The following is a 19453-nucleotide window of genomic DNA, read 5'->3' on the forward strand; positions in this document are numbered from 1 at the left end:
ACGCCTTTACCGGCTGTGTTGATTCGCGCGGATAACAAGATTCCATTAGCCACGCCCGCTGACACCGGGCCAACGAAGAACTTTGAACCATGGCCACTATCCACGTAGACGGCAAAGCGCTCGAAGTCGACGGGGCAGATAACCTGTTACAGGCATGTCTGTCGCTAGGCCTCGATATTCCGTATTTCTGCTGGCACCCTGCCCTGGGCAGCGTTGGCGCTTGCCGCCAGTGCGCGGTCAAGCAGTACACCGACGAGAACGACACCCGTGGTCGTATCGTCATGTCCTGCATGACCCCTGCCACCGACAACACCTGGATCTCCATCGACGATGAAGAATCCAAGGCCTTCCGCGCCAGTGTTGTCGAATGGCTGATGACCAACCACCCTCACGACTGCCCGGTCTGTGAAGAAGGCGGTCACTGCCACCTGCAAGACATGACGGTAATGACCGGCCACAACGAGCGCCGTTACCGCTTCACCAAGCGTACCCACCAGAACCAGCAACTGGGCCCGTTCATTTCCCACGAAATGAACCGCTGCATCGCTTGCTACCGCTGCGTGCGCTTCTATAAAGACTACGCCGGCGGCACCGACCTGGGCGTCTACGGCGCCCACGACAACGTGTACTTCGGTCGCGTTGAAGACGGCACCCTGGAAAGCGAGTTCTCCGGCAACCTCACCGAGGTCTGCCCGACCGGTGTGTTCACCGACAAGACTCACTCCGAGCGCTACAACCGCAAGTGGGACATGCAGTTCTCGCCGAGCATCTGCCATGGCTGCTCCAGCGGTTGCAACATCTCCCCGGGCGAGCGTTACGGCGAACTGCGTCGCATCGAAAACCGCTACAACGGTTCGGTGAACCAGTACTTCCTGTGCGACCGTGGCCGTTTCGGTTATGGCTACGTCAACCGCACCGACCGTCCACGTCAACCACTGCTGGCCAACGGCGCCAAGCTGAGCCTGGACGAAGCGCTGGATAAAGCCGCCGACCTGCTGCGCGGTCGCAACATCGTCGGTATCGGATCGCCTCGCGCCAGCCTGGAAAGCAACTACGCGCTGCGCGAGCTGGTCGGCGCCGAGCACTTCTACTCCGGTATCGAAGCGTCCGAACTGGAACGTATCCGTCTGGTCCTGCAGGTGTTGAAAGACAGCCCGCTGCCAGTGCCGAACATGCGCGACATCGAAGATCACGACGCCGTGTTCGTTCTCGGTGAAGACCTGACCCAAACTGCAGCGCGCATGGCCCTGGCCCTGCGTCAGTCGGTCAAGGGCAAGGCCGAAGACATGGCCGACGCCATGCGCGTTCAGCCTTGGCTCGACGCCGCGGTGAAGAACATCGGTCAGCACGCGCTGAACCCGCTGTTCATCGCCAGCCTGGCTGAAACCAAGCTCGACGACATCGCCGAAGAATGCGTTCACGCCGCTCCCGACGACCTGGCGCGCATCGGTTTCGCCGTGGCTCATGCCCTTGACGCCAGCGCGCCTGCCGTCGAAGGCCTGGACGCCGAAGCCCTGGAACTGGCCAAGCGCATCGCCGAGTCTCTGCTCGCCGCCAAGCGTCCGCTGATCATCGCCGGTACTTCCCTGGGCTCCAAAGCGCTGATCGAGGCTGCTGCCAACATCGCCAAAGCCCTGAAACTGCGCGAGAAGAACGGTTCCATCAGCCTGATCGTGCCGGAGGCCAACAGCCTCGGCCTGGCCATGCTCGGTGGCGAATCGGTCGACGCCGCGCTGCAAGCGGTCATCGACGGCAAGGCTGACGCCATCGTCGTTCTGGAAAACGATCTGTACACCCGTACCGACAAGGCTCGTGTAGATGCAGCCCTGAACGCTGCGAAAGTGCTGATCGTCGCCGACCATCAGAAGACTGCCACCAGCGATCGCGCGCACCTGGTCCTGCCAGCCGCCAGCTTTGCTGAAGGCGACGGCACCCTGGTCAGCCAGGAAGGCCGCGCCCAGCGTTTCTTCCAGGTCTTCGACCCGCAATACATGGACGCCAGCATCCTGGTCCACGAAGGCTGGCGCTGGCTGCATGCCCTGCGCGCCACCCTGCTGAACCAGGCGATCGACTGGACCCAACTGGACCACGTCACCGCCGCGGTCGCTTCCAGCACTCCACAGCTGGCCGCCATCGTCGACGCCGCACCGTCCGCCGCGTTCCGTATCAAGGGTCTGAAACTGGCCCGTGAACCGCTGCGTTACTCCGGTCGTACGGCCATGCGCGCCGACATCAGCGTGCACGAACCGCGTACCCCGCAGGACAAGGACACCGCGTTCGCCTTCTCCATGGAAGGTTACTCGGGTTCGGCCGAACCGCGTCAGCAAGTGCCGTTCGCCTGGTCTCCGGGCTGGAACTCGCCGCAGGCCTGGAACAAGTTCCAGGACGAAGTCGGTGGTCACATCCGCGCTGGCGACCCGGGCACCCGCCTGATCGAAAGCACCGGTGACTCGCTGAACTGGTTCGCCAGCGTTCCGCGTCCGTTCAACCCGGCTCAGGGTACCTGGCAGGTCGTGCCGTTCTTCCACCTGTTCGGCAGTGAAGAGAACTCTTCGAAAGCCGCTCCGGTTCAGGAACGCATTCCGGCCGCCTACGTTGCACTGGCCAAGTCCGAAGCCGACCGTCTGGGTGTCAACGACGGCGCCATGCTGAGCTTGAACGTGGCTGGCCAGACCCTGCGTCTGCCACTGCGTATCAACGAAGAACTGAGCGCAGGTCTCGTTGCACTGCCTGCGGGCATCGCCGGCATCCCGCCTGCGATCTTTGGCAAATCCGTTGACGGTCTGCAGGAGGCAGCTCAATGACCTGGTTCACTCCTGAAGTGATCGACATCATCATCGCGGTCCTCAAGGCCGTGGTGATTCTGCTCGCCGTAGTGATTTGCGGCGCCCTGCTCAGCTGGGTCGAGCGTCGTCTGCTCGCCCTCTGGCAGGACCGTTACGGTCCGAACCGTGTCGGTCCGTTCGGCGCGTTCCAGATCGCCGCGGACATGATCAAGATGTTCTTCAAGGAAGACTGGACCCCGCCGTTCGCCGACAAGATGATCTTCACCCTGGCACCGGTCGTGGCCATGAGCGCCCTGCTGATTGCCTTCGCGATCATCCCGATCACCCCGACCTGGGGCGTGGCGGATCTGAACATCGGTATCCTGTTCTTCTTCGCCATGGCCGGTCTGTCGGTCTACGCGGTGCTGTTCGCCGGCTGGTCGAGCAACAACAAGTTCGCCCTGCTGGGCAGCTTGCGTGCCTCGGCCCAGACCGTGTCGTACGAAGTGTTCATGGGCCTGTCGCTGATGGGCATCGTGATCCAGGTCGGCTCGTTCAACATGCGCGACATCGTCGACTACCAGGCTCAGCACCTGTGGTTCATCATCCCGCAGATCTTCGGTTTCCTGACCTTCTTCATCGCCGGCGTCGCCGTGACTCACCGTCACCCGTTCGACCAGCCGGAAGCGGAACAGGAACTGGCCGACGGTTACCACATTGAATACGCCGGCATGAAATGGGGCATGTTCTTCGTGGGCGAGTACATCGGCATCGTGCTGATCTCCGCCCTGCTGGTGACCCTGTTCTTCGGTGGCTGGCACGGTCCGTTCGGCATCCTGCCGCAGATCCCGTTCATCTGGTTCGCACTGAAAACCGGTTTCTTCATCATGATGTTCATCCTGCTGCGCGCCTCGATTCCGCGCCCACGGTATGACCAAGTGATGGATTTCAGCTGGAAGTTCTGCCTGCCGCTGACCCTCGTCAACATGCTGGTGACCGCTGCGATCGTGTTGCTCAACACGCCCGCCGTCGCGGCTCAGTGAGGATAGAGAATCATGAAGTACATTTTTGACATCGTGCATGGCCTCTACACCCAGCTTCGCAGCCTGGTGATGATTTTCGGCCATGCCTTCCGCAAGCGCGACACGCTGCAGTACCCGGAAGAACCGGTCTACCTGCCGCCGCGCTACCGTGGCCGTATCGTCCTGACCCGCGACCCCGACGGTGAAGAGCGTTGCGTAGCCTGCAACCTGTGCGCCGTGGCTTGCCCGGTCGGTTGCATCTCGCTGCAGAAAGCTGAAACCGAAGACGGTCGCTGGTACCCGGACTTCTTCCGCATCAACTTCTCGCGCTGCATTTTCTGCGGCCTCTGCGAGGAAGCCTGCCCGACCACCGCGATCCAGCTGACGCCGGATTTCGAAATGGCCGAGTTCAAACGTCAGGACCTGGTTTACGAGAAAGAAGATCTGCTGATCTCCGGCCCCGGCAAAAACCCTGATTACAACTTCTATCGCGTTGCAGGTATGGCGATTGCCGGTAAGCCGAAAGGCACCGCGCAGAACGAAGCCGAACCGATCAACGTGAAGAGCTTGCTGCCTTAAGGAAGAAAGATGGAATTCGCTTTCTATTTCGCATCGGGTATCGCTGTGGTGTCCACGCTTCGCGTGATCACCAACACCAACCCCGTGCACGCCCTGCTCTACCTGATCATTTCGCTGATCGCCGTGGCCATGACGTTCTTCGCCCTCGGCGCACCGTTTGCCGGTGTTCTGGAAGTGATCGCCTACGCTGGCGCCATCATGGTGCTGTTCGTGTTCGTGGTCATGATGCTGAACCTGGGCCCGGCCTCGGTTCAGCAGGAGCGCGTCTGGCTCAAACCCGGTATCTGGGGCGGCCCGGTCGCCCTCGCCGCGCTGCTGCTGGTTGAACTGCTGTATGTGCTGTTCTCCCACCAGAGCGGTCAGGCCGTCGGCCACACCACCGTAGACGCCAAGGCCGTGGGCATCAGCCTGTTCGGTCCTTACCTGCTGGTGGTCGAACTCGCCTCGATGCTGCTGCTCGCCGCAGCCGTCACGGCGTTCCACTTGGGCCGCAACGAAGCCAAGGAGCAATGACGATGCCTGCTATCCCTATGGAGCATGGTCTGGCGGTCGCCGGCATCCTGTTCTGCCTCGGTCTGGTCGGCCTGATGGTCCGCCGCAACATTCTCTTCGTGCTGATGAGCCTGGAGGTCATGATGAATGCCTCCGCACTGGCGTTCATCGTTGCCGGCAGCCGCTGGGCGCAGCCGGATGGACAGATCATGTTCATCCTGGTGATCAGCCTTGCAGCCGCCGAGGCCAGTATTGGCCTGGCGATCCTGTTGCAGCTGTATCGCCGCTTCCACACGCTCGATATCGACGCTGCCAGTGAGATGCGCGGATGAACCTACTCTTTCTGACTTTCGTATTCCCCCTGATCGGTTTCCTGCTGCTGTCGTTCTCCCGTGGACGCATCTCGGAAAACCTCGCGGCCCTGATCGGCGTCGGCTCCATCGGCCTGTCGGCGATCGTGACCGCTTACGTGATCTGGCAATTCAACGTCGCCCCGCCGCAAGGCGGTCACTACACCCAGGTGTTGTGGCAGTGGATGGCGGTGGAAGGCTTCACGCCGAACTTCGCCCTGTACCTGGATGGTCTGTCCGTGACCATGCTCGGTGTGGTGGTTGGTGTTGGCTTCCTGATCCACCTGTTCGCGTCCTGGTACATGCGCGGTGAAAACGGTTACTCGCGTTTCTTCGCCTACACCAACCTGTTTATCGCCAGCATGCTGTTCCTGGTGCTGGGCGATAACCTGTTGTTCCTGTACTTCGGCTGGGAAGGCGTGGGCCTGTGCTCCTACCTGTTGATCGGTTTCTACTACAGCAACCGCAACAACGGTAACGCCGCACTCAAAGCCTTCATCGTGACCCGTATCGGTGACGTGTTCATGGCCATCGGCCTGTTCATTCTGTTCGCCCAGCTGGGCACGCTGAACGTTCAGGAACTGCTGGTGCTGGCACCGCAGAAATTCCAGGCTGGCGACACCTGGATGGTCCTGGCCACCCTGATGCTGCTCGGTGGTGCCGTCGGTAAATCCGCGCAACTGCCGCTGCAAACCTGGCTGGCGGACGCGATGGCCGGTCCTACCCCGGTTTCGGCACTGATCCACGCCGCGACCATGGTGACCGCCGGTGTCTACCTGATCGCCCGTACCCACGGCCTGTTCACCCTGGCGCCGGAGATCCTGCACCTGGTCGGCATCGTTGGTGGCGTGACCCTGGTCCTGGCCGGTTTCGCAGCCCTGGTTCAGACCGACATCAAGCGTATCCTCGCCTACTCGACCATGAGCCAGATCGGCTACATGTTCCTGGCCCTGGGCGTTGGCGCCTGGGACGGCGCGATCTTCCACCTGATGACCCACGCCTTCTTCAAGGCCCTGCTGTTCCTTGCTTCCGGTGCGGTGATCGTTGCCTGCCACCACGAGCAGGACATCTTCAAGATGGGTGGCCTGTGGAAGAAACTGCCTCTGGCCTACGCCAGCTTCATCGTCGGCGGCGCGGCCCTGGCGGCCCTGCCACTGGTGACCGCAGGCTTCTACTCCAAGGACGAAATCCTCTGGGAAGCGTTTGCCAGCGGTAACCACGGTCTGCTCTACGCAGGTCTGGTCGGCGCGTTCATGACCTCGCTCTACACCTTCCGCCTGATCTTCATCGCGTTCCACGGTGAAGCGAAGACCGAAGCCCACGCCGGTCACGGCATTGCCCACTGGCTGCCACTGTCGGTGCTGATCGTGCTGTCGACTTTCGTCGGCGCCATGATCGTTCCGCCACTGCACGGCGTGCTGCCGGAGAGCGTCGGCCATGCCGGCGGCGAAGCCAAGCACAGCCTGGAAATCGCCTCGGGCGCCATCGCCCTGGCCGGTATCCTGCTGTCCGCCCTGCTGTTCCTGGGCAAGCGTCGCTTCGTGACCGCCGTCGCCAACAGCGGCATCGGCCGTATCCTGTCGGCCTGGTGGTTCGCTGCCTGGGGCTTCGACTGGATCTACGACAAACTGTTCGTCAAGCCATACCTGGCGATCAGCCACATCCTGCGCAAAGACCCGCTCGACCAGACCATCGGTCTGATCCCGCGCATGGCCAAAGGCGGTCACACAGCCCTGAGCCGTACCGAGACCGGTCAACTGCGTTGGTATGCCGCCTCGATGGCTGCTGGTGCCGTGCTGGTAATTGGCGCCGTCGTGCTGGTAGCGGTCTGATATGAACCTTGCGAACTTGCGAAAGGAATTGAGCCCGTCATGATTCTGCCTTGGCTAATCCTGATCCCCTTCATCGGCGGCCTGCTGTGCTGGCTGGGTGAGCGCTTCGGCGCCACCCTCCCCCGCTGGATTGCGCTGTTGACCATGTCCCTGGAACTCGCCCTCGGCCTCTGGCTGTGGGCCCATGGCGACTATTCGTTTGCTCCGGCACCAGGTGCCGATCCGACCTGGGTGATTGAATTCAAACACGTCTGGATCCAGCGCTTCGGCATCAACGTGCACCTGGCCCTCGACGGCCTGTCGCTGCTGATGATCCTGCTGACCGGTCTGCTGGGTGTCCTCTCGGTACTCTGCTCGTGGAAAGAGATTCAACGTCACGTTGGCTTCTTCCACCTGAACCTGATGTGGATCCTGGGCGGTGTCGTCGGCGTATTCCTCGCCCTCGACCTGTTCATGTTCTTCTTCTTCTGGGAAATGATGCTGGTGCCGATGTACTTCCTCATCGCGCTCTGGGGTCACAGTTCTTCGGACGGCAAGAAAACCCGGATCTACGCGGCAACCAAGTTCTTCATCTTCACTCAGGCTTCCGGCCTGATCATGCTGGTGGCGATCCTGGGTCTGGTACTGGTCAACTTCAACGACACCGGCGTGATTACCTTCAACTACGCCGATCTGTTGAAAACCAAGATGTCGACGACCACCGAGTACATCCTGATGCTCGGCTTCTTCATCGCCTTCGCGGTCAAGCTGCCGGTCGTACCGTTCCACTCCTGGTTGCCTGACGCTCACGCCCAGGCGCCGACCGCAGGTTCCGTGGACCTGGCCGGTATCTTGCTGAAAACCGCTGCCTACGGTCTGCTGCGTTTCGCCCTGCCGCTGTTCCCGAACGCTTCGGCCGAGTTCGCGCCGATCGCCATGACCCTGGGTCTGATCGGGATCTTCTACGGTGCGTTCCTGGCGTTCGCACAAACCGACATCAAGCGTCTGATCGCCTTCTCGTCCGTTTCCCACATGGGCTTCGTACTGATCGGCATCTACTCCGGCAGCCAACTGGCGCTGCAGGGCGCGGTGATGCAGATGCTGGCTCACGGTCTGTCGGCCGCGGCACTCTTTATCCTGAGTGGCCAGCTGTACGAACGCACCCACACCCGCGACATGCGTGAGATGGGTGGCCTGTGGTCGAAGATCGCTTACCTGCCGGCCCTCAGCCTGTTCTTCGCGGCGGCTTCCCTGGGTCTGCCGGGTACCGGTAACTTCGTCGGCGAGTTCCTGATCCTGATCGGCACCTTCTCGTTCGCTCCGTGGGTCACCGTGATCGCAACCACCGGCCTGGTGTTCGGTTCGGTCTACTCGCTGATCATGATCCACCGTGCGTACTTCGGTCCGGCCAAATCGGACGCGGTGCTGCATGGCATGGACGGTCGCGAAATGATCATGGTGGTCGGTCTGGCAGCGCTGCTGATCTACATCGGCGTCTACCCGCAACCGTTCCTCGATACCTCTGCCGCTACGATGCATGGCGTGCAGCAATGGCTCGGCACCGCCTTCACTCAACTCGCTTCGGCCCGGTAAGAGCGCTATGGAATTCACGATTCAACACTTTATTGCGCTTGCGCCATTGTTGATCACCAGCGCCACGATCATCGTGGTGATGCTGGCTATCGCCTGGCGCCGCAACCACTCCCAGACCTTCCTGCTGTCGGTGGCGGGTCTGAACCTGGCTTTGCTGTCGATCCTGCCGGCCCTGAAAGTCGCGCCACTGGCCGTGACCCCATTGCTGCAGATCGACACCTTCGCCTGCCTGTACATGGCGCTGATCCTGGTCGCCACCCTCGCCTGTGTAACCCTCGCCCACGCCTACCTCGGCGATGGCGGTTCGGGTTACCCGGGCAACCGTGAAGAACTGTACCTGCTGATCCTGATGGCCGCCGCCGGTGGCCTGGTTCTGGTCAGCGCGCAACACCTGGCCGGATTGTTCATCGGCCTGGAGCTGCTGTCGGTACCGGTCTACGGTCTGGTGGCCTACGCCTTCTTCAACAAGCGTTCGCTGGAAGCCGGCATCAAGTACATGGTGCTGTCGGCGGCCGGTTCCGCGTTCCTGCTGTTCGGTATGGCCCTGCTCTACGCTGACGCCGGCTCCCTGAGCTTCGTCGGCATCGGCCAGGCCCTGGCGGCCACCGGCATGCCGAGTTCGCTGGCGCAACTGGGCCTGGGCATGATGCTGATCGGCCTGGCGTTCAAACTGTCGCTGGTTCCGTTCCACCTCTGGACTCCGGACGTCTACGAAGGTGCTCCGGCACCGGTGGCGGCGTTCCTGGCAACCGCCTCGAAGGTGGCAGTGTTCGCGGTGATGGTGCGTCTGTTCCAGATCTCGCCAGCGGCGAGCAGCGGCGTGCTGAGCAACGTACTGACCATCATCGCCATCGCGTCGATCCTGTTCGGTAACCTGCTGGCCCTGACCCAGAGCAACCTCAAGCGTCTGCTGGGTTACTCGTCCATCGCTCACTTCGGTTACCTGCTGATCGCCCTGGTGGCGAGCAAGGGTCTGGCCGTGGAAGCCATCGGCGTGTACCTGGTCACCTACGTGATCACCAGCCTCGGCGCCTTCGGCGTGATCACCCTGATGTCCTCGCCGTACAACGGTCGTGACGCGGATGCCCTGTACGAATACCGCGGCCTGTTCTGGCGCCGTCCGTACCTGACCGCCGTACTGACCGTGATGATGCTGTCCCTGGCCGGTATCCCGCTGACCGCGGGCTTCATCGGCAAGTTCTACATCATCGCCACCGGTGTCGAGTCGCACCAATGGTGGCTGGTCGGCTCCCTGGTACTGGGCAGCGCCATCGGCGTGTTCTACTACCTGCGCGTCATGGTCACCCTGTACCTGATCGAACCGAACCTGCGTCGCCACGATGCGCAACTGCACTGGGAACAACGTGCAGGCGGCGTGATGCTGCTGGCCATCGCGGTCCTGGCCTTCTTCCTCGGCCTGTACCCACAACCGCTGCTGAACCTGGTTCAGCAATCGGGTCTGGCGGGTTGATCGTCTAGGCACTTTTGGCAGTAAACAGAAACGGCACCTTCGGGTGCCGTTTTTGTTTTTGTGGGATTTGTTACCGCTGCCCTGCCCTCCTTCTGCAATTCCCGAAAGGTCATGCGAGATTCCCCGTTTTGTCCTACAGCGGAAAATCGAACATTGGGTTTATCGTTTGTGGCTACTGAATGGAGTACCCCAAAAGGAGAGGGAATGATGAAACGCGACATCTTCCATGAATTGATGGACGGCCTCGAATCTTTGGCAGAAGAGCGCCAACAAACGACTTCAACGCGACCCTATAACGCCAAAACTACCCATATGTCACTCATTTGCTCCGAGGCCCAGTGCGACTTTGCAGGTCAAAAAAATTCTGGCTATATTTGTCCAGAATACGGGAGGCAAATCATGATCATTGTTCCGCTGGCCGAAGCCAAAAACAATTTATCCAAACTCGTCGATGACGCCGCCGCCGGAAAAATCATCACGATCGCCAAACACGGCCGACCACTTGCCCGGCTGGTTCCAGTGGAGCGACCACGCGGGCAACGAATCGGCGCGATGAAAGGCAAACTCGTCCTTGCCGATGACTTCGATGCGGCCCTGCCGGACGACTTGCTGGATGCCTTCGAAGGGCACCACGCTTGAGGGTCTTGCTGGATACTCATGTTCTGCTCTGGGCTTTGGCCGACGATCAGAAGTTATCTGACAAAGCGCGAATGCTCATAAACAACGCCGCAGAAATCTATGTCAGCGCCGCGAGCTTCTGGGAAATTGCGATCAAGGTTGGCCTGGGGAAGCTCAGCGTTGATCTGGAAGAAATTCGCCAATACTGCCTCGAGAGTGGATTCATTGAATTGCCGGTTTCGTCGGAGCACGCCATCGCGGTGAAGGATCTCGAACCCCATCATCGAGATCCGTTCGACCGACTCATCGTGGCGACCGCCATGACGGAACCCATGAAGCTTCTGACTTCCGACACGATCATGACCAGATACACACCGTTGGCGATATTGATTTAATGCAAAACCAACAATACGGCACCTTCGGGTGCCGTTTTGCATTTTTGAGGTCCAACAGGTCGAACTCTCGTGCGCCAGACACTGAAACGCAAAATTTTCCCCTAAAGAAAACGGCACCCGAAGGTGCCGTTCAACGTTGTCACTGCGAGCTTTACTTACGCGCCTCCGCCCACGACTTCAGCAGCTCGTTGTAGCCCACGGTTTCGCCCTGAGGCTTCTCGTTAGCCAGTTTCGGCTTCGGTGCGCCCGGCTGGTCGAACCAGTATTGCGCATCGCGCTCCGGATTCATTTTCGGTGCGCAGGTGGCCTGTGCCTTCGAACGTTCCAGACGGGTCATGATCGCGTCCTGATCCTTGGCCAGTCCGTCCAGTGCCTGTTGCGGGGTTTTCTCGCCGCTTGCAGCTTCGGCGATATGGCTCCACCACAGTTGCGCCAGACGCGGATAGTCCGGCACGTTGGTCCCGGTCGGAGACCATTGCACGCGGGCCGGGCTGCGGTAGAACTCGACAAGACCACCGAGTTTCGGTGCCAGGTCGGTCATCGCCTGGGAGTTGATGTCCGACTCGCGGATCGGCGTCAGGCCGACGATGGTTTTCTTCAGCGAAACGGTTTTCGACGTCACGAACTGCGCGTACAGCCAGGCCGCCAGTTTCTGCTTCTCAGGCGTGGACTTCATGAAGGTCCAGGAACCCACGTCCTGATACCCAAGCTTCATGCCCTCTTCCCAGTAAGGTCCCTTCGGCGAAGGCGCCATCCGCCATTTCGGCGTGCCATCGGCATTCATGACCGCCAGGCCAGGCTTGGTCATGTCGGCAGTGAACGCGGTGTACCAGAAGATCTGCTGGGCGATGTTGCCTTGGGACGGTACCGGACCCGATTCGGAGAAGGTCATGCCCGCCGCTTCCGGTGGCGCGTACTTCTTCAGCCAGTCGACGTATTTGGTAGTGGCGAACACCGCCGCCGGACCATTGGTGTCGCCACCGCGAGTCACGCTGGAACCCACCGGATGGCAATCCTCGACGCGGATGCCCCACTCGTCCACCGGCAAGCCGTTGGGGATACCCTTGTCGCCGCCACCGGCCATGGAAAACCAGGCATCGGTGAAGCGCCAGCCCAGGGACGGGTCTTTCTTGCCGTAGTCCATGTGCCCGTAGACACGCTTGCCGTCGATTTCCTTGACGTCTTCGCTGAAGAACTTGGCGATGTCTTCATAGGCCGACCAGTTGATCGGTACGCCCAGCTCGTAGCCGTACTTCTCCTTGAACTTGGCCTTGAGGTCCGGACGTTCGAACCAGTCGGCGCGGAACCAGTACAGGTTGGCGAACTGCTGGTCAGGCAATTGATAGATCTTGCCGTCGGGCGCGGTGGTAAAGGAAATACCGATGAAGTCCTTGATATCCAGGGTCGGCGAGGTGAAGTTCTTGCCTTCGTTGGCCATCAGGTCGGTGATCGATTCGGTCTTGCCGTAGCGGAAGTGCGTACCGATCAGGTCCGAGTCGTTGACCCAGCCGTCATAGATGTTCTTGTCCGACTGCATCACCGTCTGCATCTTTTCCACCACGTCGCCTTCCTGCAGCAGATCGTGGGTCAGCTTGATCCCGGTGATTTCACTGAACGCCTTGGCCAGGACCTTGGACTCGTACTCGTGGGTGGCGATGGTTTCCGACACCACCTTGATGTTCATCCCGCGGAACGGCTCGGCCGCCTTGATGAACCACTTCAGTTCTTCCAGCTGTTGATCGGCCGTCAGCGTGGACGGCTTGAATTCGCTTCCAATCCATTTCTTCGCAGCATCTTCGTAAGCATCGGCCCAGGCCGAAGCGCTCAAACCGCTGAGTGCCAGCAGGGCTGCCAATGAAATGCTATGTCGCAGCTTATTGTTTTTGTCGAACATAGAGACCTCCTGTTTAATTTTCGGAGCAACATTGCCGAGCGATTCGACTAGCCCCAACGCATCACCACCAACAGCCACACCAGGGACAACGCGAACGCTACCCAGATGCTCCAGTCGGTCACGCCGATTACCAGCAAATGCAGGTAGGCGCTGCCGAGAAGACCGATAAACAAGCGATCGCCACGGGTCGTGGCAATCGGCAGAAAACCTCGCCGAAGTACGCTCGGCGATCGCAACTCCCAGGTGGTCATGACCACCAGGATCAAACCGATCACGCAGAAAAATGCCGCCGTCGGGACGGTCCAGCTCATCCATTCCATCATCAGTTCCTCATACCCGGCCCAGGGCAAAGCCCTTGGCCACATGGTTGCGAACAAACCAGATCACCAGCATGCCCGGCAGAATGGTCAGCACCCCCGCCGCCGCCAGCACGCCCCAGTCGATCCCGGAGGCCGAGACGGTGCGGGTCATCACCGCCGCGATCGGCTTGGCGTTCACTGACGTCAAGGTGCGCGCCAGCAGCAGCTCGACCCAGGAAAACATGAAGCAGAAAAACGCCGTCACGCCGATGCCGGAGCCGATCAGGGGGATGAAAATCTTCACGAAGAACTTGGGGAAACTGTAGCCGTCGATGTAGGCCGTTTCGTCGATCTCCTTCGGAACACCGGACATGAAGCCTTCGAGAATCCACACCGCCAACGGCACGTTGAACAGGCAGTGCGCCAGCGCCACGGCGATGTGGGTGTCGAACAGGCCGATCGAGGAATACAGCTGGAAGAACGGCAGCAGGAACACTGCCGGTGGTGCCATGCGGTTGGTCAGCAGCCAGAAGAACAGGTGCTTGTCACCCAGGAAGCGGTAGCGCGAGAACGCATAGGCCGCCGGCAACGCCACGGTCAGGGAAATGATCGTGTTGAGGGTCACGTAATACGCCGAGTTGATGTAACCGGTGTACCAGCTCGGATCGGTGAAGATCACCTTGTAGTTGGCCAGGGTGAAATCCTGTGGGAAAAGTGTCAGGCCGCCGAGGATTTCGGTGTTGCTCTTGAAGGACATGTTCAGCAGCCAGTAGATCGGCACCAGCACGAACAGGATGTACAGCAGCAGTGGAATCAGCTTTCTTTTGCTCATGGCGCGGGCCTCAACGGTTGGCGTCAGAGTGAGTCATGGCGGTGTAGAACAGCCAGGACACCAACAGGATGATCAGGAAGTACACCAGCGAAAACGCTGCCGCCGGCCCCAGGTCGAATTGCCCCACCGCCATCTGTGTCAGGGTCTGGCTGAGGAAGGTCGTGGCGTTGCCCGGCCCGCCGCCGGTCAGCACGAACGGCTCGGTGTAGATCATGAAACTGTCCATGAAGCGCAGCATCACCGCGATCAGCAGCACACTTTTGAGCTTGGGCAACTGGATGTGCCGGAACACCGCCCAGGCCGAGGCCCGGTCAATCCGCGCCGCCTGGTAGTACACGTCCGGAATGGCCCGCAGCCCCGAGAAGCACAACAGCGCCACCAGCGAGGTCCAGTGCCAGACATCCATCACCAGCACGGTGACCCAGGCGTCCATGGTGTTGGCCGCGTAGTTGTAGCTGATGCCCATGGCGTTGAGCGCCGAACCGAGCAGGCCGATGTCGGCCCGACCGAAAATCTGCCAGATGGTGCCGACCACGTTCCACGGGATCAGCAGCGGGATAGCCAGGACGATCAGCACCACCGATGACCAGCGGCCCTTGGTCGGCATGGTCAGCGCGATGGCGATCCCCAGCGGAATTTCGATCAACAGCACGCAGGCCGAATAGATGAACTGACGCAGCAGCGAGTCATGCAGGCGCGGGTCGAGTAGCACCTGTTTGTACCAGTCGGCGCCGACGAAGTAGCGGCTGGACTGGTCGAAGATGTCCTGCACCGAATAGTTGACCACGGTCATCATCGGGATCACCGCACTGAACGCCACCAGCAGGAACACCGGCAACACCAGCCACCAGGCCTTGTTGTTCTGTACCTTGTTCATGGCTGCACCTCCCCGATCGCTTGCGCTTGCAGCAGGAACTCGTCGGCATAGACCATCAGCCACTGCGCCGGAAAACTGATGTAGGCCGTGCCTTCGGGCACCGGTTTGTCTTCGGCCAGGCGCACTTTCAGCGGCGCGCCGTCCAGGTTGAGGGTGACGATCTTGTAGGTCCCGAGGTCTTCGACATGTACGACTTTTGCCCGCAGCGCGTCATCGAAGGGTTCTTCCCACACATGGACGAACTCCGGGCGAATGCCGACCTTCAGGGTTTGCCAAGTGGTCTCGGCGATGCGCTTCTGCATGGCCTCCGACAGCGGCAAGTGGGTCGAGGCGAAACCGACGCCGCCCGGTTGCGGCTGTACCTCGATCAGGTTCATGCCAGGGCTGCCGATGAAATAGCCGACGAAGGTATGGCTCGGCCGCTCGAACAATTCCCGCGGCGTGCCGAACTGCACGATCTGCCCGCCGTACATCACCGCGATCTTGTCGGCGAAGGTCGAAGCCTCCAGCTGATCGTGGGTGACGTAGACCATGGTGATGTTGAACTGCTCGTGGATCTGCTTGAGCTTGCGCCGCAGCTTCCACTTCAGGTGCGGGTCGATCACCGTCAGCGGCTCGTCGAATAGGATCGCCGACACATCGTCGCGTACCAAGCCACGGCCCATGGAGACTTTCTGTTTCTCGTCGGCGGTGAGGTTGCGGGCCTTTTTGCTGAGCAGGTTCTGCAGGTCGAGGACTTCGGCGATTTCCTGCACCTTGGTATGAATTTTCGCTTCGGCCATGCCCTGGTTGCGCAGCGGGAAAGCCAGGTTGTCGAACACCGTCATGGTGTCGTAGACCACCGGGAACTGGAAAACCTGGGCGATGTTGCGCTTCTCCGGCGTCAGGTCGTTGACCGCCTTGCCGTCGAACAGCACATGGCCCTGGGACGGGCTGAGCAGGCCGGAAATGATGTTGAGCAAGGTCGACTTGCCGCAGCCCGACGGGCCGAGCAAGGCAAACGCGCCGCCCTGCTCCCAGATATGGTCCATCTCGCGGATCGCGTAATCCTCGGGACCGCTCGGTGTGCTGGTGTAGCTGTGGGCGAGGTTCTGCAAACGGATTTCGGCCATCAGGCAACCCTCGCGACACGCCGGCCCGGCGCCTGAACCAGGCTCCCCTGCGTATCGAACACAAACAGTTTATGGGTCGGGATGTAGATGCGGATTGGCGCATCGACGTCGTATTCGTGAACGCCGGGCAGGTGCAGCACCAGCAGGAAATGCTCGTTGCGCACATGCAGGAAGGTTTCCGAGCCGCTGATTTCGGCGACTTCGACGGTCACCGCCAGTTCCAGGTCGTCGTCGTTGCTCGGCACCAGCGAGATGTGGCTGGGGCGCACGCCGAAGCGGAATTCGCCCTCGCCCACTGGCCGCAAGTCGACGTTCAACGGGAAATGCACGAAATTGGCGAAACTCACTTCGTTGCCGGCGATGCGCCCCGGCATCAGATTGATCGGCGGCTCGGAAAACAGCTCGGCCGCCAGCACGGTCTGTGGCTGGTGGTAGACCGCCGTCGACTGGCCGCTCTGAATCACCCGGCCTTCGTGAAGAATGGTGGTGGTGCCGCCCAGGGCCAGCGCTTCGTTGGGTTCGGTGGTGGCGTATATGGCGATGGTGTGGCGCGCCTTGAACAGCTCGCGCATTTCCTGGCGCAGCTCTTCGCGCAGCTTGTAGTCGAGGTTGACCAGCGGTTCGTCGAACAGCACCAGTTCGGCATCCTTGACCAGCGCCCGAGCCATGGCCGTGCGCTGTTGCTGGCCACCGGAGAGTTCCAGGGGGTAGCGCTTGAGGAATTTCTCGATGCGCAACATCTTCGCGGTTTCCAGCACCTTGCTCTGGATCTGTTCGTTGGACACACCGGCCTGGCGCAGCGGCGAGGCGATGTTCTCGAAGACGGTCATGGTCGGGTAGTTGATGAACTGCTGATAGACCATCGACACGTTGCGCAGACGCACCGGGCGCTGGGTGACATCGACGCCGTTCATCAGCACGCGACCGCTGTCGGGCTTGTCCAGCCCGGCCATCAGACGCATGAGACTGGTCTTGCCGGACAGCGTACGTCCCAGCAAAACGTTGAAGGATCCGGGTTCGAAACTGAGGCACGCATCGTCAATCCAGGTCTGGCCCTCGACGGTGCGGCTGACATGCTCCAGGGTTAATGACATGGCTCGGCCTTTTTTATTTTTTGGAGTCAAGCGACCGGAGCTAAATAGCGACATTCGTGCCAGAAATCGCATGTCATTGATAAAGCTGAAGATTGTTGAAAATGGAGAGCGATTGGCTTTCGATGCTGAACACAAATGAACAATTGAGGCTGAACAACTGAACACTTGAACGATTGACAATGAACATTAGTGAACAACACTCTATTACTCGTTCGCTAATCCTTTGTAGGGGGTTGCGGCGTTGATAAAAACAATAAGAGCTATCCACTGCCATGGCCGCACCTGCCCCCGCGTTATCCCATGACGCCATCATCCAGGACTCCTGGTCCCGTTGCCGTGCGTTCGGGCTGAGCCATCAGAGCACGCCGGCCTTCGATCAGCTGCCGGCCGCCGACATCGCGCACTTGCTGGAGAGCCAGCATTCACTGGTGCAGACCACCCACCAGGAAGTGCTGCCCTACTACGAGAACATCCTCAGCAATTCCAATTGCCTGATCATGCTCGCCGACAATCAGGGCCAGGTGCTGACGTCCTGGGGTACCCAGCGGTTCATCGAGCCGGGCCTGGCCCGCGGGTTTGCCGCCGGCGCCAGCTGGATGGAGCGTTGCAGCGGGACCAACGCCATTGGCACCGCGCTGGCTTGCGAGCAGGCGGTGCACATCGAGCACGATGAACACTTCCTCAAGGCCAACCGCTTCATGACCGGCTCCGCCGCGCCGATCTTCGATGCCGAGCGCAAGGTCATTGCCGTGCTGGACGTGTCCAGCGACAGCTACCTGCCGCCGTCCCACACCCTGGGCATGGTCAAGATGATGAGTCAGACCGTGGAAAACCGGCTGATCCTCAATCTGTTCCACGGCCAGCATTTCCAGCTGACGTTCAACACCGGTCTGAACAACCTCGACTCGCAGTGGGCCGGGCTGTTGATCTTCGATGAGAGTGGCCAGGTACTGTCGGCCAATCGTCGCGCCGACAACCTGTTGGGCGTGCGTTTGTCGCGGGTCAGTGTCGAAAGCCTGTTCAAGGTGTCGCTACTGGAACTGCTCAACCAACCCGAAGGCCTGCCCTTCTCGCTCCAGGCCTCGGGGCGCAATCGCTTTCAGTGCCTGCTCAAACGTCCGCAGCAGACGTCGATTCAGCCCAGGGTGTTTGTTGAAACCAAGCGTGCCGAACCCGTCGCGGCGGTGCCGGCCAGCATCAGCCTCAGTACCCTGCACTTTGGCGACAGTCGCGTGGAAAAAGCCGTGCGTCAGGCCGAACGCCTGTTGGAGAAAGACATTCCGTTGCTGATCCACGGAGAAACCGGGGTCGGCAAGGAAGTCTTCGTCAAGGCCTTGCATCAAGCCAGTTCGCGCAACAAACAGTCGCTCATTGCCGTCAACTGTGCGGCGATTCCCGCCGAACTGGTGGAGTCCGAGCTGTTCGGCTACGAGAAAGGCGCGTTCACCGGCGCCAACCAGAAAGGCAGCATCGGCCTGATCCGCAAGGCCGACAAAGGCACCCTGTTCCTCGATGAGATCGGCGACATGCCGCTGCCGACCCAGGCGCGGTTGCTGCGCGTGTTGCAGGAGCGTTGCGTGCAACCGGTGGGCAGCAGCGAGCTGTTCCCGGTGGACATCCGCATCATTTCCGCGACCAACCGTTCGTTGCGCGAGCAGGTGCAATTGGGGCGTTTTCGCGAGGACCTGTATTACCGCATCGGCGGCCTGACCCTGGAACTGCCGCCATTGCGCGAACGCAGTGACAAGCAGGCGCTGTTCAAACGCTTGTGGGAACAACACCGCGAGACCAGTCAATGGGCGGGTTTGAGCCGTGAGGTGCTGGAGCTGTTCGACCGCCACCCCTGGCCGGGAAACCTGCGGCAGGTCAGCAGCGTGATGCAGGTAGCATTGGCCATGGCCGAGGAACAGCCGGTGCGGCCAGAGCATTTGCCGGATGATTTTTTTGTCGATCTGGAGATGGAGCCGATCGAGACGCCGGAGCCGCTGGCGGTGGACCTGGATGATGCCGAGGACCTGAATCGGCAGTTGCAGGCGGTGGGGGGCAATATTTCCCATCTGGCGCGGCGGTTGGGGGTTAGCCGCAATACCCTTTACAAGCGGTTGCGTCAGGCAGAATGACAAGTAAGCCAAACTGGCTGTCCAGTTGCCCATGAGCGACCACAAATAGGCATAGTTCCCTATTTCACTGCTTGAATTGAATCGCTCTGGAACACCCCATTCATTTGTCCAATATGGGGAAGGTAGATC

17 protein-coding genes are annotated in these 19453 nt (G+C 60.5%); 11 read left to right on the forward strand and 6 right to left on the reverse strand.

The annotated features are described in order from the left end of the window. Positions 1-89: 89 nt before the first annotated feature. The 10 genes from nuoG (at position 90) to HNO86_RS13215 (ending at position 11096) form a co-directional block, all read left to right on the forward strand. The gene (nuoG, locus tag HNO86_RS13170) at positions 90-2804 is read left to right on the forward strand and encodes an NADH-quinone oxidoreductase subunit NuoG (RefSeq protein WP_175377387.1); all 2715 of its coding nucleotides are present in this window, start codon (positions 90-92) and stop codon (positions 2802-2804) included. Beyond that, positions 2801-3808: an NADH-quinone oxidoreductase subunit NuoH gene (gene nuoH / locus HNO86_RS13175; RefSeq protein WP_110963740.1), complete on the forward strand. Its 1008-nt coding sequence runs from the start codon at positions 2801-2803 to the stop codon at positions 3806-3808. The genes nuoG and nuoH overlap by 4 nt, the downstream gene beginning before the upstream one ends. Positions 3809-3820: 12 nt before the next feature. Next, positions 3821-4366, forward strand: a complete 546-nt coding sequence (gene nuoI, locus HNO86_RS13180; RefSeq protein ID WP_178131195.1) for an NADH-quinone oxidoreductase subunit NuoI — start codon at positions 3821-3823, stop codon at positions 4364-4366. Positions 4367-4375: 9 nt separating this feature from the next. Beyond that, on the forward strand, positions 4376-4879 hold the full coding sequence (gene nuoJ, locus HNO86_RS13185) for an NADH-quinone oxidoreductase subunit J (RefSeq protein WP_085718312.1): 504 nt from the start codon (positions 4376-4378) through the stop codon (positions 4877-4879). Between the two features lie 2 nt (positions 4880-4881). Next, the gene (gene nuoK / locus HNO86_RS13190) at positions 4882-5190 is read left to right on the forward strand and encodes an NADH-quinone oxidoreductase subunit NuoK (RefSeq protein WP_007946416.1); all 309 of its coding nucleotides are present in this window, start codon (positions 4882-4884) and stop codon (positions 5188-5190) included. After that, on the forward strand, positions 5187-7040 hold the full coding sequence (gene nuoL / locus HNO86_RS13195) for an NADH-quinone oxidoreductase subunit L (protein WP_175377388.1): 1854 nt from the start codon (positions 5187-5189) through the stop codon (positions 7038-7040). Before nuoK ends, nuoL begins: the two co-directional genes overlap by 4 nt. Positions 7041-7079: 39 nt before the next feature. After that, positions 7080-8612 (forward strand): NADH-quinone oxidoreductase subunit M, encoded by a 1533-nt coding sequence (gene nuoM, locus HNO86_RS13200; protein ID WP_175377389.1) that lies wholly within the window; start codon positions 7080-7082, stop codon positions 8610-8612. Positions 8613-8619: 7 nt separating this feature from the next. Then, the gene (nuoN, locus tag HNO86_RS13205; RefSeq protein WP_175377390.1) at positions 8620-10083 is read left to right on the forward strand and encodes an NADH-quinone oxidoreductase subunit NuoN; all 1464 of its coding nucleotides are present in this window, start codon (positions 8620-8622) and stop codon (positions 10081-10083) included. Positions 10084-10395: 312 nt separating this feature from the next. Further along, on the forward strand, positions 10396-10722 hold the full coding sequence (locus tag HNO86_RS30275; protein ID WP_372242529.1) for a type II toxin-antitoxin system Phd/YefM family antitoxin: 327 nt from the start codon (positions 10396-10398) through the stop codon (positions 10720-10722). Then, positions 10719-11096, forward strand: coding sequence for a type II toxin-antitoxin system VapC family toxin (locus tag HNO86_RS13215; RefSeq protein WP_175377391.1), 378 nt, complete (start codon positions 10719-10721; stop codon positions 11094-11096). The genes HNO86_RS30275 and HNO86_RS13215 overlap by 4 nt, the downstream gene beginning before the upstream one ends. Positions 11097-11247: 151 nt before the next feature. Here HNO86_RS13215 and HNO86_RS13220 read toward each other — a convergent pair whose 3' ends face one another. The 6 genes from HNO86_RS13220 to HNO86_RS13245 are packed head-to-tail and all read right to left on the reverse strand — an operon-like array spanning position 11248 to position 17204. After that, complete coding sequence (locus tag HNO86_RS13220; RefSeq protein WP_175377392.1) at positions 11248-12990, reverse strand: ABC transporter substrate-binding protein; 1743 nt, start codon at positions 12988-12990, stop codon at positions 11248-11250. A gap of 47 nt (positions 12991-13037) precedes the next feature. Next, positions 13038-13310, reverse strand: a complete 273-nt coding sequence (locus HNO86_RS13225) for a DUF2160 domain-containing protein (protein ID WP_175377393.1) — start codon at positions 13308-13310, stop codon at positions 13038-13040. A 10-nt stretch (positions 13311-13320) separates the two neighbouring features. Next, a complete protein-coding gene (locus HNO86_RS13230; RefSeq protein ID WP_175377394.1) occupies positions 13321-14121 on the reverse strand; it encodes a carbohydrate ABC transporter permease in 801 nt (266 codons plus the stop codon). Positions 14122-14131: 10 nt separating this feature from the next. Next, on the reverse strand, positions 14132-14998 hold the full coding sequence (locus HNO86_RS13235; RefSeq protein WP_175377395.1) for a carbohydrate ABC transporter permease: 867 nt from the start codon (positions 14996-14998) through the stop codon (positions 14132-14134). After that, complete coding sequence (locus HNO86_RS13240) at positions 14995-16110, reverse strand: ABC transporter ATP-binding protein (RefSeq protein ID WP_175377396.1); 1116 nt, start codon at positions 16108-16110, stop codon at positions 14995-14997. Before HNO86_RS13240 ends, HNO86_RS13235 begins: the two co-directional genes overlap by 4 nt. Beyond that, positions 16110-17204 carry an ABC transporter ATP-binding protein gene (locus HNO86_RS13245; RefSeq protein ID WP_175377397.1) on the reverse strand — a complete coding sequence of 365 codons (1095 nt, stop codon included), beginning with the start codon at positions 17202-17204 and terminating at the stop codon, positions 16110-16112. The genes HNO86_RS13240 and HNO86_RS13245 overlap by 1 nt, the downstream gene beginning before the upstream one ends. 272 nt (positions 17205-17476) lie before the next feature. On the opposite strand from HNO86_RS13245, the gene HNO86_RS13250 reads away from it, so the two are divergent. Then, positions 17477-19324 (forward strand): sigma-54-dependent Fis family transcriptional regulator, encoded by a 1848-nt coding sequence (locus HNO86_RS13250; RefSeq protein WP_175377398.1) that lies wholly within the window; start codon positions 17477-17479, stop codon positions 19322-19324. Positions 19325-19453: the final 129 nt, after the last annotated feature.

Origin of the sequence: Pseudomonas sp. C1C7 (assembly GCF_013359595.1) — a bacterium.
In the GTDB taxonomy this organism is placed as follows: domain Bacteria; phylum Pseudomonadota; class Gammaproteobacteria; order Pseudomonadales; family Pseudomonadaceae; genus Aquipseudomonas.